The sequence below is a fragment of the Streptomyces sp. NPDC047917 genome, from assembly GCF_043204345.1.
In the GTDB taxonomy this organism is placed as follows: Bacteria; Actinomycetota; Actinomycetes; order Streptomycetales; family Streptomycetaceae; genus Streptomyces; species Streptomyces sanglieri.
In genome coordinates, this window is the sequence record NZ_JBIDCA010000004.1 from 239,661 (window position 1) to 255,211 (window position 15,551).

At 69.2% G+C, this 15,551-nt stretch carries 14 protein-coding genes; 7 read left to right on the top strand and 7 right to left on the bottom strand.

The features are described from left to right. Positions 1-13 precede the first annotated feature (13 nt). The 5 genes from ACGF8B_RS10870 to ACGF8B_RS10890 are packed head-to-tail and all read left to right on the top strand — an operon-like array spanning position 14 to position 2,099. Positions 14-457 (top strand): gas vesicle protein, encoded by a 444-nt coding sequence (locus tag ACGF8B_RS10870; protein WP_392736823.1) that lies wholly within the window; start codon positions 14-16, stop codon positions 455-457. Continuing rightward, the gene (locus tag ACGF8B_RS10875; protein ID WP_392736825.1) at positions 454-1,263 is read left to right on the top strand and encodes a GvpL/GvpF family gas vesicle protein; all 810 of its coding nucleotides are present in this window, start codon (positions 454-456) and stop codon (positions 1,261-1,263) included. The genes ACGF8B_RS10870 and ACGF8B_RS10875 overlap by 4 nt, the downstream gene beginning before the upstream one ends. Continuing rightward, positions 1,260-1,511, top strand: a complete 252-nt coding sequence (locus tag ACGF8B_RS10880; RefSeq protein ID WP_392736827.1) for a gas vesicle protein — start codon at positions 1,260-1,262, stop codon at positions 1,509-1,511. The genes ACGF8B_RS10875 and ACGF8B_RS10880 overlap by 4 nt, the downstream gene beginning before the upstream one ends. Next, a complete protein-coding gene (locus ACGF8B_RS10885; RefSeq protein WP_392736829.1) occupies positions 1,498-1,908 on the top strand; it encodes a gas vesicle protein K in 411 nt (136 codons plus the stop codon). The genes ACGF8B_RS10880 and ACGF8B_RS10885 overlap by 14 nt, the downstream gene beginning before the upstream one ends. Before the next feature lie 17 nt (positions 1,909-1,925). Further along, a complete protein-coding gene (locus tag ACGF8B_RS10890; RefSeq protein ID WP_392736831.1) occupies positions 1,926-2,099 on the top strand; it encodes a CsbD family protein in 174 nt (57 codons plus the stop codon). A 177-nt stretch (positions 2,100-2,276) separates the two neighbouring features. On the opposite strand, the gene ACGF8B_RS10895 is transcribed toward ACGF8B_RS10890, so the two are convergent. Then, positions 2,277-3,323 (bottom strand): SRPBCC family protein, encoded by a 1,047-nt coding sequence (locus tag ACGF8B_RS10895; RefSeq protein ID WP_392736833.1) that lies wholly within the window; start codon positions 3,321-3,323, stop codon positions 2,277-2,279. Positions 3,324-3,329: 6 nt separating this feature from the next. Then, the gene (locus tag ACGF8B_RS10900; RefSeq protein ID WP_392736835.1) at positions 3,330-4,286 is read right to left on the bottom strand and encodes a histone protein; all 957 of its coding nucleotides are present in this window, start codon (positions 4,284-4,286) and stop codon (positions 3,330-3,332) included. A gap of 474 nt (positions 4,287-4,760) precedes the next feature. On the opposite strand from ACGF8B_RS10900, the gene ACGF8B_RS10905 reads away from it, so the two are divergent. Next, a complete protein-coding gene (locus tag ACGF8B_RS10905; protein WP_342286487.1) occupies positions 4,761-4,916 on the top strand; it encodes a DUF6131 family protein in 156 nt (51 codons plus the stop codon). A gap of 629 nt (positions 4,917-5,545) precedes the next feature. Further along, complete coding sequence (locus ACGF8B_RS10910) at positions 5,546-6,730, top strand: alcohol dehydrogenase catalytic domain-containing protein (protein WP_392736837.1); 1,185 nt, start codon at positions 5,546-5,548, stop codon at positions 6,728-6,730. 167 nt (positions 6,731-6,897) lie between these two features. Here the strand turns inward: ACGF8B_RS10910 and ACGF8B_RS10915 are convergent, their stop codons facing one another. Genes ACGF8B_RS10915 through ACGF8B_RS10935 form a run of 5 tightly spaced genes read right to left on the bottom strand, consistent with a single transcriptional unit; the run spans position 6,898 to position 15,548 of the window. Then, a complete protein-coding gene (locus ACGF8B_RS10915) occupies positions 6,898-8,667 on the bottom strand; it encodes an ABC transporter ATP-binding protein (protein WP_392736839.1) in 1,770 nt (589 codons plus the stop codon). Then, positions 8,664-9,899 (bottom strand): glycosyltransferase, encoded by a 1,236-nt coding sequence (locus ACGF8B_RS10920; protein WP_392736841.1) that lies wholly within the window; start codon positions 9,897-9,899, stop codon positions 8,664-8,666. Before ACGF8B_RS10920 ends, ACGF8B_RS10915 begins: the two co-directional genes overlap by 4 nt. Then, positions 9,900-10,706 (bottom strand): alpha/beta fold hydrolase, encoded by an 807-nt coding sequence (locus ACGF8B_RS10925; protein ID WP_392736843.1) that lies wholly within the window; start codon positions 10,704-10,706, stop codon positions 9,900-9,902. It lies immediately after the preceding gene. Between the two features lie 2 nt (positions 10,707-10,708). Beyond that, positions 10,709-11,041: an acyl carrier protein gene (locus tag ACGF8B_RS10930; RefSeq protein ID WP_392736845.1), complete on the bottom strand. Its 333-nt coding sequence runs from the start codon at positions 11,039-11,041 to the stop codon at positions 10,709-10,711. After that, entirely contained in the window at positions 11,031-15,548 is a 4,518-nt protein-coding gene (locus tag ACGF8B_RS10935) for a beta-ketoacyl synthase N-terminal-like domain-containing protein (RefSeq protein ID WP_392736847.1), read from the bottom strand. The genes ACGF8B_RS10930 and ACGF8B_RS10935 overlap by 11 nt, the downstream gene beginning before the upstream one ends. Positions 15,549-15,551: the final 3 nt, after the last annotated feature.

Here is a 15,551-nt window from a genome sequence, read left to right on the forward strand (position 1 = left end):
AGGTGCAGGGTCCGTGTCCGACTCCGTCGCCAGGAGACTGGGCGATCTGCCGTCCAGGTCCGCCCCGTACGGCCAGGGCTCCTCGGCCAATCTCGCCGACATCCTGGAACGGGTCCTGGACAAAGGCATCGTCATCGCCGGCGATATCCAGATCAACCTCCTGGACATCGAACTGCTCACCATCAAGCTGCGCCTTCTCGTCGCTTCGGTGGACAAGGCGAAGGAAATGGGCATCGACTGGTGGGAGCACGACCCGGCACTGTCCTCCGGCGCCAACGACGACTACCGGTCACTGGCCGAGGAGAACAAACGGCTGCATGCCGAGATCGCCGCCCTGCACGAGGACCGGGAGCTGCCACCGGCCGAGGAAGAGAGTCGTCCTGCGGCTCCCCGCCGCACCTCACGCACCGGACGGGCAGATTCCAGAGCGCGCGGTGAAGGGCGGGACGAGACATGACCGGAGCGGTCACCTATGCGTACGCCGTCGCGCGGGACGGCGACGGATCACTGGCGGGGGCCGTCTCCGAGCTCCCTGGGGTATCGGATGCACCAGTGCATCTGGTGCGGGCGCCCGAAGGCCACGATGTGGTGATCGCCGTGAGCCCGGTACCCGAGCGGGAGTTCCAAGAAGCTGCGCTACGGGCCCATCTTGAGGACCTCGAATGGCTGGAGTCCGTCGCCCGTTCCCACCACCACGTGATCGAGGCACTGGCCGCCCGCACCACCGTCCTGCCGCTCCGTCTGGCGACGGTGTACCTGGACGACGAACGCGTACGTGTCATGCTCCGGGCCCACCACGAGTCGTTCGATCGTCGGCTGACGGACCTGGCGGCACAGGTGGAGTGGGGCGTCAAGCTCTACGTCGAAGACGCCGCGGCGAGTGAGGGCCCGGCCGAAGCGGACACACTGACGGACCTGAGCCCTGGACGGGCATATCTCAGTCGGCGCAGGGCACAGCGGCACGCGCGCGAAGAGGCCTATCAGGATGCCGAACGGGCAGCTGAGCGCGTTCGGACCGCCGCCCGCGCCCATGCGGTCGATCGCGTGCAGCACCGACCGCAGCAGGGTGAGCTCGCTCGCGGGCCGGGAGAGAACGTCGTCAACGACGCCTACCTCGTGCCGCTGCACCAGGCCGAAGGGTTTCGCACCGCCGTGATGAGGACCACGGAAGGTCTTCACGGGGTCCGCGTCGAGATCACCGGTCCGTGGCCCCCGTACTCCTTCGCCGCCGAGATCGAACCGTTGAGGGGGGCTGCCCCATGAGGGCGGCGAGCGGCCTTCCTGCCACGTCGCAGCAGCCCCTGCCGGAACGGCAGATCGCGCTGATCGACCTGCTGGACCGGTTGCTCACTGGTGGCGTGGTCCTCACCGGCGACGTCGTGCTTTCCATCGCGGATATCGACCTCGTGCGCATATCGCTGCGTGCTCTGATCGTCTCCATCAGCGAGCAGAACCCCTCTCCGTGGAATGCCGTCTCATCACACACAGGAGAGGACCATGACGTCTTCTGAGGAACGTCCACCTGGTAATCGCCTCGACGAGGTAGCCGACGCCGCCGCCCGCGCATTCCGCCTGCTGCCCGCGATGCCACAGGACGCCCCGCCCCGGGACAGGGCGGAAGCGCGAAGGCCGGCCCGCCGGGTCACCACGGCACCGGACACGGTGGAACGGGACCTGATCAAGCTCGTCCTCACCGTCGTCGAGCTGCTGCGACAACTCATGGAGCGCCAAGCCCTTCATCGGGTCGACGCAGGAGACCTCACCGAGGAACAGGAGGAACAGCTGGGAACAACTCTGATGATTCTGCACAGTCGTATGATTGAACTCTGCGCGCGCTACGACCTTTCCATGGAAGACCTCAATCTGGATCTCGGACCTCTCGGGTCTCTGCTGCCACCGCCCGAATGACTCGCACGGAGCACGAAATGGGCATCGGAAAAAAGACCAAGAACATTGGAAAAATAGCGGAGGGGAAGACCAAGGAAGCGACCGGTAAGGCCGTGGGAAATGAAAGCCTAGAAGGAAAGGGCAGGGCCCAGAAGACGAAGGGGCAGGTGAAGCAGGTGATCGAGAAGGGCAAGGACGCCTTCAGGCATTGACGGTTTCGAGCACTGACGGTGCCGAGAGGGCCAGGCGCAGGCCTGCCGCACTCGGGGCGACGGCGGGACTGCGTCCGGTTGCCAGTCAGGCGGCCCTACGTTGCTGGTGGGCCGAACGAACGAGCAAGGGCTTGATGCGCCGACCACACGCCGGCGAAGGGGCGCCCCGTTTCTTCATCACCGCCTCACCCTTTGCCGCTCCCCTTCGACGTCTCCATCGTCCTCGTCGTACTCGTCCTCGTCGTACTCTTCACCCTCCCCCTCGCGCTCATCGTCGTCGTACTCCTCGTCGTACTCCTCGCCCTCCCCCTCGCCCTCATCCTCGTCGTACTCCTCCCCCTCGCGCTCGCCCTCGTCGTACGCCCCGCGCTCGTCCTCGTCGTACGCCCCGCGCTCGTCCTCGTCGTTCTCGGCTTCTTCTTCAAGAGCGTCCTCGTGGGTCTGCACGACCTCGCCATCGCGGATCTCTCCACGCCAGCCCTCGGGCTCTTCGTCGGTGAGCGTGACGTGGCGCTGGAAGTTCTTGAGGTCCAGCCGAAGGCGCCGTCCCTGAGCACGCCACAGATTTCCGGTCTTCTCGAAGAGACCGGACGCGTAGTATTCAACTACCAGTACAATTCTTGTCAATCCGGGTGCCAGTTCATGAAAACTGACTGCGCCGCGGGTCGACCCTTTGGCCCCCTCGGAGGTCCAGACGATGCGCTCGTCCGCCACCTGCTCCTGAACGGTCGCCTTCCAGCCACGGGTCGATGGACCAACCTTGGCCTTCCAGTCGCTTGATGTCTCATCGGTCCGTGAAACGTCCCGCACACCCTTGGTGAAGCTGCTGAACTTCTCGTACTGCGTCCAGTGGTCGTATGCAGTACGCAACGGCACACCGACGTCGATGACCTCGATGATGTTCGTGACTTTCTTGTCTCCCGACTTGCGCCCCTTCCCTCCGCCCAGGACGCCCTGAGCCTTCTCCACGATGTTGTCCTTGACGTTCTTCGCCGCGCCGGAGAGCACAGCTTTGACGGGCGAGTCACCTCCGAGGAGATTGGCTCCGATCTTGGAGAGCGACCCGCCGTTCTCGACAACGTCGGCCAGCTGGTCCGTCGCATCGATCAGCCTGTCGCCGGCTCTTTCCGCCAAGTCCCCCACCCGGGCCGTCAGGTAGTCCCCGAGTTCCTCGCGCAGTCGATCCAGTCCCGAGTACGCATTACCCTGTTCCGCTTTCGGCATGATCCATTACCTCCGGCGCTCAGTGCGCGACGATGCCTTCTTGGCACTCTTCCTGGCGGCCTTCTTCGCAGCAGGGGCGGTCTTCTTCCCCGCGGTAGCCTTCCTGGCCGGCGCCTTCTTGGCTGTGGCTTTATGCGTCGCAGCTTTCTTTGTCGTGGACTTCTTCGCGGCAGTTTTCTTGGCGACAGTTTTCCTGGCGGGTGCAGATTTTTTCGCAGCAGATTTCTTGGCGGGCGCAGACTTCTTAGCCGTTCTCTTGGCGGGCGCAGACTTCTTGGCTGTTGCTCTCTTGGCTGGCGTAGACTTCTTGGCCGCTGCCCTACCAGGGGCCGTTTTCTTCTTGGTGGCCTCTTCGGACTCCGGCTTGCGCTGATCTCTCCTGGCACGTTTCGACGCTTCGCGTCGGCCCACGGCCGACTTGCGCCTCCGCGGCGCCGGCTCTTCAGCAGCTCGTGAAGTACGACGTCGGGGTTGCTCCTCCCGCTCCTCTCCCTGCTCCGAACCCTCGTCGCCCTCCTCGCTTCCCTCTTCTGATTCTTCTTCCTCCTCCTCGTATTCCTCTTCCGGCTCCTCTTCATCGGTGTATCCGTACTCCGCCTCGCGCTCGTCCCTCCCCTCACCCTCCTCTTCTCCCTCGGCTTCTCGACCACCATTCTCCAGCTGGGCTGTTCGCTCATGAAGCGAATCAGCGAGTGTCGCCATCCGGCGGTTGAAAGCAGTGGTGACAGCATCTCGGCCGGCATCCATTACTTCCCCGCGCAGTTGGTCACCCAGTTCCGCAACCTGGGGAATTTCTCCCAGCTTACGCACCCCTTGGGCCACAAGCTGTCGTGGCTCAATACCGAATTGACGCCCAGCAATATAGGACGCCGCAGTGAGAGCGAATCGTCCTTTTTTCGTTCGGCCCAGAACATATCCGCCGACCAAGGCAGCGGCAAGCAGGATCTTGTTTCCTTCATTCATGGGCACGTCACCTTTTCGCGGAATTTGCAGCTGGTCAGAATCTGTGCAGGAGGCTGCCTCGCCGGCACACCCCTGCTCTGTCTCCAGAGTGGTCGGTCTCGGGGCCTACGCATCCCGAGCAAGCCGGCAAGCTCCTTCGGCAACCGTGCGGCGTTACCGTCCGGACGGCGCTCAGGCCGCAGCTTGCAGCCGAAGGAATGTCTGTCGGGCAGCCCACCATTGGGGTCACAGATGCCGCTCCGCCACGCCTCGTGGAGATGCCCGCGAAGCAGCCACGCGCCGGGCCCGGACCGGTGTGTTGCGGGGCTCTTCGCCCCCGGCTTCCGCAGCACGCCACGCCGCTCGGCGGCCTCGACGACCTGCTGCGCCGCTCGGCATCCTCAACGGCCTGCTGGGCCAACGGGCCCGGCAGTTGCCGTGGTGGCTCACTGGAGCCAGAGTGAAAGAAGAGCACACACGAGATCGGAGCGTGTCGTGATCATTCTTGGAGTCATCCTGCTTGTCGTCGGTTTCGTGACCGGCATTTCCATCCTGTGGACGATAGGGATCATTCTCGCCGTAGTGGGGCTGATCCTGTGGATCCTGGGCGGGATGGGACACGCTGTCGCCGGGCGAAGGCACTACTGGTAGGACCACCGGGCAAGCGCCTGAAGGGGCATGGTGCACCGGCTCTCGAACGGGGCAGCTGGTCGGTCCAGGTAGCGCGGGTCTCGCCTGTTCTTCGGCCGGGTCCCGCACCCGATCTGTGGTTGCGCCGTAGACCTCGCCCGCTTGACCCGCCGGGCGGAACCTCCGCATGACGCCGGACTGGTCCCCCACCGCTCCGGTGGACGTGAGCGCCGGGCGGAGAGGCGTGGCGCATGCCTGTGGACCACCGGAGGCGTCCCCCCTTCCATTCGGCGTCGAGTCGCCCACCAGCGGGCCGGTGCTCGCCGGGTCGGTCGGCTGACCCCTCGTATCCGCCCTTGCCGGATGCCTCGCCCTGCGGACGAATGGGCTGCCCTCCCGAGCCCCGGGACACGAGGGAACACCGCTGCGCACTCGCCCCGAGCGGACCGCTCCTCCCGAAAGGATCCAGGAATGTCTGACAGCGGCGTGAGCAAGCGGAACGTACTGGCGCTCGCCGCAAACACCCGGTGAGGGTCGGGCCGGCAGCGGGGGCGAGGCGACAGCCACGCATGGCCGGTCGTGGAGTCCCTCGGCGGGACGGGGCGGGCCCGTCCCGCCGAAACACGTCTACCACAGTGAGGAGAGACACCATGCGTGCACTCACCTGGCAGGGACGTCGGGACGTACGGGTGGAGGACGTCCCCGATCCACACATCGAGGGCCCCACCGACATCGTCGTACGCATCACGTCCACCGGAATATGCGGCTCCGACCTGCACCTGTACGAAGTACTCGGACCGTACCTGGAGCAGGGCGATGTCCTCGGCCATGAACCGATGGGGGTGGTGGAGGAGGCGGGCCGTGACGTCACGGCGGTGCGGGTGGGTGACCGTGTCGTGGTCCCGTTCAATGTCTCCTGCGGCACCTGCTTCATGTGCGAGAGGGGTCTGCACTCCCAGTGCGAGACCACGCAGGTCCGCGAGCAGGGAACCGGAGCCGCGTTGTTCGGGTATACGAAGCTGTACGGGCAGGTGCCCGGCGGGCAGGCCGAACTGCTGCGCGTGCCGTTCGGGAACACACTGCCGATCCCTGTCCCGGACGGTCCGCCCGACGACCGCTACGTCTACCTGTCCGACGTGCTGCCCACCGCCTGGCAGGCGGTTCGGTACGCGTCCGTTCCTCCGGGTGGCAGTGTCACGGTGCTGGGGCTCGGGCCCATCGGGGACATGGCGACCAGGGTCGCCCGGCACCTCGGCGCCGAACTGGTGATAGGCGTCGACCTGGTGCCCGAACGCCTCGCCAGGGCGGCCGCGCGGGGTGTTCAGGTCTTCGACGCTCACCGCTGCGGCAAGGAGCTGCCGGACGCGATCCGGGAGATCACCCACGGCCGGGGAACCGACGCCGTCATCGACGCGGTCGGGATGGAGGCCCACGGCGCGCCGTTCGCGAAGACCGCGCAGTGGGCCACCGGCCTGCTGCCCGACATGGTCGCCCGCAGGCTCATGGAGCACGCGGGTGTGGACCGTCTGTCCGCCCTGTACACCGCGATCGACGTGGTGCGCCGCGGCGGAACCGTCTCGGTCTCCGGCGTCTACGCAGGCGCGGCGGATCCACTGCCCCTGCTGACCCTGTTCGACAAACAGATCCAGGTGCGTATGGGCCAGGCCAACGTCCGGCGCTGGGTGCCGGAGATCCTTCCGCTGCTCGACGACGAGGACGTGCTCGGAGTGGACGGATTCGCCACCCATCACCTTCCGCTGTCGGACGCCCCCAAGGCGTACGCGATGTTCCAGGACAAGGAGGACGGGATGGTCAAGACCCTCCTGCATCCGTAGCCCCGCAGGCCGGGGACGGGCGATGTCCTGAGGTCCGTACGGGTCTTCGAGGCCGTGCACGCGCAGGTGTACCGGCCCTGGTGCACGTCTCTTCGGTGAGCGCCCGCTCCCCCGGCCCGAAGAACGTGCCGGGGGAGGCCGAGGAGTCGCCGGCCCATGGAACAAGGTCACTTGGCCGACGGCGCCCGGGCCAGAAGCTGGGTGGCGGCGAGTTCGCGGTAGAGCTCGTCGTCATCCATCAGCGCGTGGTGGGTGCCCACGGCCCGGACCTCGCCATGTTCGAGGACGACGATCTGGTCCGCCTCGATCACGGTGGACAGCCGGTGCGCGATGAGCAGCACCGTGCAGTGCTGGGCCAGGCCGGCGACCAGTTCGCTGAGCGCTTGTTCGTTGCGCGCGTCGAGTTGAGCCGTTGCCTCGTCCAGAAGCAGTACCTCCGGTCGGCGCAGCAGGGCGCGCGCGATGGCCAGCCGCTGGCGTTCACCGCCGGAGAGAGTGACACCCCTGGCTCCGACCGGTGTGTCCAGGCCCTTGTCCAACCGGGCCATCAGGTCGTCGAGCCGGGTGACCCGCAGAACCTCGGCGATGTCCTCGTCGGGGGCGTCCGGCGCCGCGTACAGCAGGTTTTCGCGGAAGGTGCCGGCCAGAGCGGGGGCGTCCTGCTCGACGTAGGCGATCCGGCGGCGCACCTCGGCGCGGGGAAGGGACGCGATGTCCTGCCCACCGATACGCAGACACCCGGCGGTGGGTTCGTAGAACCGCTGCAGCAGTGAGAACAGTGTGGTCTTCCCAGCCCCCGACAGGCCGACCAGTGCGGTCTGGGTACCGCCGGGGACGGTGAAGCTCACGCCGTGCAGCACCGGGGACCGTCCTGCGTAGGCGAATTCCAGGCCTGCCACTTCGACCGTCGGAGGCGGGCCGGACGTGGTGACGTCGGCGAGCGCCGAGTCGATGTCGTCCTCCAGGGGCAGGACCGCGACCTGCTCTATGCGGCCGACGGCGCCGAGACCTTGCTGCAGCATCGCCGCCCCGCCGACCAGCGAGGCTATCGGGCTCGCCAGGAAGAACACGTACAGCAGGAAGGCGATGAGCGCGGAGGCGTCCATGGTGCCGTTGGCGACGAGCACCCCGCCGAGTCCGAGCACCACCAGGAACGCCGTCTGGATCGAAGCGCCGCCGAGCATGGTGACGATCGCGCTGTAGCGCGCGCTGATCAGGCCCGCGCGGTAGGCGTCCTCCACGGCGTCCTGGGCCGCCTGCGTCTCGCGGCCTTCGGCGCCGTTGGCCTTGACCGTGCGGGTTGCCCCGAGCGAGCGGTCCAGGAGGGAACCGACGACACCGACCGCGCTCTGCTCGCGTGCGACGGCCCGCCGGATCCGGGGCAGCACGACGGTCATCACGACCCCCACAAGCGCGAGGACCAGTACCGTCGCCGCCAGCAACCCGAGGTGCAGGGTGGCCATCATGACCAGCGCTCCGACGAATGTCAGCAGCCCGTTGACCGACATGATCAGGCCCTGGGTGGCGGCACTCTTGAGCAGGGTGCTGTCCGAGGTGACGCGCGCGATGAGGTCGCCGGGCGGACGGCGGTCGATCTCGGTCACACGCAGCCGGATCAGGCGGTGCACCAGGTCGCGGCGGACGTGCCGGACCACGCGCTCGGACGTGCGCTGTTCGAGCCACGCGTTCGCCCCGGTCAGGAGCGCGCCCGCGACGAGCAGTGCCGCCAGCACGGCGATCGGACGGGCAACGCTCCCACCGGTGGCGAGCCGGTCCAGGATGTGCTGGGCGAACTTCGGCTGGACGAGTCCGGAAACGCCGGCCAGCAGGCTCAGGACGAGGGACAGCGTCAGGGCGCGCCAGTGGGGCCGGGCGTGGCCGAGGAGCGAGCCGAAGGTTCCCGGAGGGCTGTCGGCAGATGGGTTGCCATCCGTCATCGGGTGCCCGTCCTTTCCTGCTCCTGCTCGCACGCGTGGCTGCTGGAGGGCGGCTTGGGACGCGACAGGAGACCTTCGAGACGGTCGGCCGCTGCTTCGCTTCCGCCCGCCGCCCGGAACGAGAGGCCGATCGCATGCGCCGCTTCGCGGTGTCCGGCCGCCTCGTCCAGGACTGTGCCGACGGCGTCGGCGATGCGTCGCGCGTCGGCACGGCCGAAGCGCAGCCGGACGCCCGCGCCCGCGGCGGTGACCTGGCCCGCGACGATGGGCTGGTCGTCCCTGATCGGAGCGACCACCAGAGGGACGCCGTGCCAGAGCGCCTCGCAGACGGTGTTGTGCCCGGCGTGGCAGACGACGGCGTCGACGTGGGCGAGCAGCGGTAGTTGGGGCACGTGCGGGCGCAGCAGAATGTTCTCGCCCGACTCGGTCACGGTGCCTGCGGGGTCGGCGACGACGGCGCGTATTCCGGGCAGGTCCGACAGCGCCCGGACCGCGGCGTTCAGGAACGGCCCGCTCGCATCCCCGTTGGCGGTGCCCAGGCTGACGAGGACGGTGCGCTCCGCTCCTTCCAGCCATTCCCAGGGGAAGTCGGACGATTCCGGACGGTCGGTGACGGACGGGCCCACCAGCCATACGTGTTCGGGCAGTGGGGTCGGGCCGAGCAGGGCTCTGGTGGTGTGGGCGAGGACGCCGTGCGGAGACATCCTCGGGTCGGCCGTGCCCCTTCCGCCCGCGATCCGACCGCGCAGTGCCTCGATGAGGCCGTCCAGCCAGGCCGCCACCTTGGGCATGCCCGCGAGCGGGTCGACAAGTTCGGCCGAGGTGGTCGCCGAGGTGACCCAGGTCAGGCCGAGCGATTCGGCGACGAGGCCGCCCGCTACGGTCTGCTGGTCGGCGATCACGACGTCCGGGCCGAACTCCTCGATGGCCGTGCGTATTCGGGGGGCCATGTGATCGGCGAGCGGGATCAGGAACCGCTCCCACAGGAACTGGAAGGCCGCGGGGCCCTTCAGGTCGGCGCTCCGGCTCGCGAGCTCCCCGGCGTTCTCCAGGGCCGGGTCGGGCAGCACGCAGGGAAACACGCGTGCGTCGGGTCCGGCCAGGCGGTGAACCAGGTCGGCAGGTCCGGCCCAGGCGATGTCGTGCCCCCGCGCGGCGAGCACGGCCGCGGTGCCGACCGCCGGGTTGATGTGACCGACCAGGGGCGGCACGACGAACAGGAACCGGCTCATCTAGCCCGCCTTCAGAGGGGTGTGGATGTCGTCCTCGAACCAGTCCAGAATCAGGCGGGCTGTCTCCGACGTGCGCTCCACGAGCACCGAGTGCCCCTGGTCGGGCAGGACGACGGTGCGGCAGTGCTCAAGTGTGGCGGCCAAGTGGGCGGCCTGGCCGGAGAGTTTGGAGTCGGCGCCGTACAGAGCGAACACGGGGCAGCGGATCTCGGGGAACCCGGCGTCCAGGACACGGCTGCGCGGGATGTCCTCGCCCAGCGTGGTGCTGTCCAGGATCCGTCCGGCGAGCTGGAAGGGGCGCGCGTTGCGCTCGGGATCCTCGGCGAGCCAGGTGCGCACCTCCTTGACCACCAGGCCGCCTTCTTCGCCGGTGAGGCCCTCGGCCATCTTCTCGGCCCAGGACTTCACCGGCGGCTCGGACTCGATCGCGATGACGGACCGGACGCGGTCGGGCCGGGCGGCGGCCAGCCCGTAGGCGATGGCGCCGCCGAAGGAGTTGCCCACGACATGCGCCGGGCGGTTCTCCCCGAGCGTGTCGAGGAGTCCGTCCAGGTCCGATACGAAGTCTTCCAGGCGGTAGCCCGTGGCAGGCCGGCTGGTGCGTCCGTGCCCCCGCAGGTCGTACATGAGGACGTCCATGCCCCGCTCGGCGAAGGCGGGGCCGAGCGAGAAGTAGTAGCTCGCCAGGCTGTCGATGAGCAGACCGTGGACCAGTATCACGAGGGGCGGCGGGTCTTCGGCCGGCGGACCGGCCGCCGGCATGCGCTGTACGTGGACGTCGAGTGCGCCGACGCGGACCTTCGCCATGTTCAGACCTCCTCGGCCGCGGGCGCGGAGAGGGATGCCACGACGTGGTGCACCAGGTCACCCACGGTCAGCGCGATGATCTCCTCAAGTCCGCGGTCCGCGATGAAGGCGGCGAGGTTGACGGAGTCACCGTAGTGTTCGCGCAGCGCCGCGGAGAGCGTGACCAGGTCGATGCTCTCAAGTTCGAGGTCGTCGTGGAATCGGGTGTTCATGGTGATCTCGGCGTCGGTGAACCCGTACTCGCCGAGCACCTCGCGCAGCATGCCGGTCACCTCGTCCAGCACGGTCGGTTCGAGCCGGGCGGACAGTACGGCGCGGTGGCCTTCAGCGGTCATCGTCGCTCTCCTCATCGTGGGCGGTCGTCCAGGCGACGACGTAGTTCCTGGTGGGCAGTCCGGGTGGGTTGCCGACCGTCCGGTGATGGACGTGGTAGGTGTCGCCCCCGGTGCGGACGGTCAGTGCTGTGCCGGTGGCGGCGTTGATCTCGATGTTCTTCGGGGCTCCGGCCAGGCCGGTGCCGCGGGCCTTGCCGACGGCCTCCTTGGCGGTCCAGAAGCGGGTGAACCACAGGGCCTCGGGTTCGCCGGTGTCGCGGACCATCGATGCGAGCAGGTCCCGTTCCTGAGCGCCGAGCGCCACCTCAAGGGTTCCGTCCGGGCGCTCGGTCACCTCCTCGATGTCGATGCCGCAGGGGCCGGTCCTCGCGATCGCGACCGCGGCCTCTGCCCGGTGGGCGAGGGAGACATGGAGGTCGGGGAGAGTACGGCCGTATGCGCCGGTGACGTACGGGCGGCCCGTGGGGTCGTTGGCGACCCGTAGTTCCGAGGGAAAGATCCCGCCGCTGCCGGCGTCCCACAGCCGCCGGCGCACCGCATCCTTGACCGCGATCCGGCCGAGGAGCCACTGACGCCGGCCACGCGGTGCGTGCGCATCGTAGGCGGTACGTTCCTCCCCGGCCAGCATGTTCCGCATGATCAGCTCGCGGGTGGCCAGGTCGGGCCAGCGTTCATGGAGCAGCGCCCAGCCGCCGGGCTGCGGCTCGGAGAGGGTGTGGTGCTCCGGTTCGCGGTCCACCCGGCGAAGGTGCGGATCGCTGTCGAAGCGGCGGTCGCGCCAGCCTTTGAACTCGGCCCAGACGCGGCCCTGTCGGACCAGTTGCATATCGGCTTCGAGCGTGGTGTCGGTGACGGAGACGATGCGGATGAGGCAGTCGAGCCGTTCGCCCGGCGCGGGGTGCGCGCCGTGGAAGCGGATCTCCCGCACTCCGACGGGAAAGACGGTGGTCCGGGTGGGCAGTTGGGACATGATCCAGTAGCCGAGCAGCTGGCCGACGTTGTCCAGCAGGGCTCCCGGGGCGGGCGGGGTGGTGATGACTCCTCGGACGTGTGCGTCGCCGACCGCGGTCAGTCCGGTGACGCCCTGGAAGCGGGGGCCGTGGAACATCCAGCGCCGGGTGTACAGCTCACGGGCCGTCATGCCGCAGGGGCGCTCCTCGTCCTCGGGGAAGGTCCAGGCGGCGGCTGGTCGGGGATCATGGTTCCGCGCGAGTTCGACGGTGGCCCGGGCGTAGGGGCCGAGGGTGGCGGTCACCCGGGTCGCCCCCGAGGGGTGCGGAGGCCGGGGTGCGACGTGTACGGGAATGTCGACCACGGGGACGGCGGTGATCCACTGGGTGAGCCGGACGTCGTGGACGGCCACCGCGCGCAGACCGGGTGCTGACCGCTCGGCGAAGTCCATCAGGTGCCCGATGACGGTGGTGCCGGGCACGACGGGCCAGCGGTCCGACGGATCGGCCTGCGGCGGTTGCTTGAAGAAGCAGTGGTCGAGCAGGTACGGCATGGTGTCGACCGAGACCCGCAGCGATGTCCGCAGTTCGCCCGGGGTGGCCGGTGGCGGGCCGGCGGGAGGTCCGGCCGGCCGGGGTGCGGGCGTGTACGCGCCGGTCCGGGGCGTGGTGGATCGCGGGCCACCGCGGTGGCCCGCGGTGAGCACATCCGCCGCGAGCGCCGCGGTGTCGTCGAGCAGCGCGGAGAGGTCGGCGGCCAGCGGGTTCTCGGCGGCGAGGGCGTCGAGGGCGGTGGTCCGCGCGCCGTGCACCGCCCGGCGCGGCGGGGCCAGGGCGGCGCCGAGCGCCGTGCGTGTGGACTCGTCGAGGGAGATCAGGGCGCCGCCGAGGTCGAGCCTGACCGGGCGGTGCGCGGCCTTGCGCGCAGGAGTGGGGCCAAGCGCGGTCCGGTCCGGTTCGGCTCCGTCGGCCCACAAGGCGGTGGCGACCCGGCTCAGTTGGGGAAGGCCGGAGCGGTGCGGGGAATGGGCGGCCACCACGAGGTGGTCAAGGCCTCGCAGTGTGTCCGCGATCAGCGAGCCGACCTGGCCGGCTCCGAGTTGGACGAAGGCGCGGAAACCGGCCGCGTACATGGCCTCGATCACCTGGCGGAAGCGGACCGGTTCCAGAAGGTGCCGCACGAACAGCTCGCGTATCTCCTCCGGTCGCGAGGGGTACTCCCCCACCGTGGTGGCGGACCAGACCGGCAGCCGCGCGGGGTGCAGCCCGTAGGTGTCCGCCGCCTTCCGTATCGGGTCCAGATAGGGCCGGAGCATGGGGGTGTGGAAGCCTGACCGGAACGGCAGGACCTGCGAGATCGCGCCCTTGGCACGGAAGTGGTCGACGAATTCGTCGACCGCGGCCGACGGGCCGCAGATCATGGACTGGTGGGGTGAGTTGTCGTGCGAGAGGACAACCCGCGTCTGTCCCTCAAGGGCCTTCATGACGCGATCGGCGGGCTCACCGATCACGGCGAAGGCCAGGCCCGGCACGCGCAGCGCGTCCGGATCGAACGAAGCCAGGAAGGCATCGACCTCCTTCTCGGCATGAATCCCGGCGACGGCCATGGCGGTCCACTCGCCCAGGCTGTGTCCGGCGAGCGCGTCGGGCACGACGTCCATCCGCTCCAGTGCGGCGTGCAGAAGGCGGCCGAGCTGGAAGACGCCGGTGCCCTGGCGGCCGATGTCGCCGACCTTGACATCGGTACCGGAAAGCGACGGCGACAGGCCGAAGTGGCGTGCGACATCGTCGCAGTTGGCGTCGAATTCGGCTTCGAGCCCGGGAAACACGAAGGCCAGGCGGCCACCGGTGTCACCCAGCAGCGGCTCGGGGACGAACCACAGGTCGTTCCTGCCGCGCCACGGTGCGCCCCGGCCGACCACCTTGCGGGCCAGGGCGAGACGTTTGGCCGTCGGGTCCACCACCCCGAGCCGGACCGGACCGGCGGGCCGGGGTCCGGTCTCGTCCGACGCGGTGGCGAGGAGGGCCGCGTCGTCGCGGTCCAGCATGCGGGCCAGCTCGGCGGGCGTCGCGGCGGCCAGTCTCAGCACCCGTTCGGGCTCGCACACCACGGTGGCGGGTCCGCCGGGGCCGGAGGAGGGGGTGGCGGTGAACGCGGGCTGTTCCAGGACGACATGGGCGTTGATGCCGCCGAAGCCGAAGGCGTTGACCGCGGCACGGCGTACGGGGCTGTGGGGGTCGGTCACCCACGGCATCGCGGCGTCCGCGGTGGTGAAGCGGGTGCGGGCGAGTGCCGGGTGCGGGTCGTCGCAGTGCAGGGTCGGCGGAAGGACCCCGTGGTGCACGGCGAGAGCGGCCTTGATGAGCCCGGCGATTCCCGCGGCCGGCATCGTGTGACCGATCATGGACTTCACCGAGCCGATCACGCCTCGGGGAGTGTCACCCGGCGGGCCGAAGACCGCGGCGACCGTGTCGAGTTCGGCGGCGTCCCCCGCCGGTGTGGCAGTGCCGTGGGCTTCGAGCAGCCCCACGGCACCGGGCTCGGCGGGATCCCGGCCGGCACAGCGCCATGCCTCGCGGATCGCCTCGGCCTGGCCCTCGGAGTCCGGGCTGAGCAGACTGCCGGTGCGACCGTCGCCCGCGACACCGGTGCCGGTGATCACGGCGTAGATCCGGTCGCCGTCGCGCTCGGCGTCGGCGAGCCGTTTGAGCACCACGACGCCGGTGCCCTCGCCGATGAGCACTCCGTCGGCGTCCCGGTGGAACGGCCGGATGCGCTCGCTCCGGGACAGCGCGCCGAGTTGCGAGAACACACTCCACAGTGTGATGTCGTGGCAGTGGTGGACTCCGCCGGCCAGGACGACGTCGCACCGGCCGCTCTCCAGCTCTCGGGCCGCGTGGTCGACCGCGATGAGCGAGGAGGCGCACGCCGCGTCCACCGTGTAGGCCGGGCCCCGCAGGTCCAGGCGGTTGGCCAGCCGGGAGGCGGCCAGATTGGGCACGAGGCCGATGGCCGACTCCGGTGCTTCCGGACCCAGTCGGTCGGTGAAGGCGCGGCGCACCTCCTCGATGCGCTGTTCCCCGAGGTCCGGCAGGAGTTCCCGCAGCGTGTGCACGAGCTGGCCGGCGGTGCGCACCCGCTGGTCGAGGCGTACCAGGCCGGGGGTGAGATAGCCGCCACGGCCCAGGATCACTCCGGTGCGGCGCCGGTCGGCGAGGAGCCGGTCGGCGCCGCCGGCGTCCTGGACCGCCTGGGACGCCACCCGCAGCACGATCAGCTGGTCGGGCTCGGTGGCCTGTACGGAGGCGGGCATGACGCCGAAGGCGGTGACGTCGACGTCGGCGATGCCGTCGATGAATCCTCCACGCCGGCAGTACACGCGGTCGGCACGGCGTTCGGCGTCCGGGGCGTAGTACGCGGCGTCCCAGCGGGTCGCGGGGGCATCGGTGATCGCGTCGACGCCATGGACGATATTGCGCCAGTACGTGGCGAGGTCGGGCGCTCCCGGGAAGAGCGCGGCCATGCCGACGATGGCGATCGGGCGATTTCCGGGCATCGC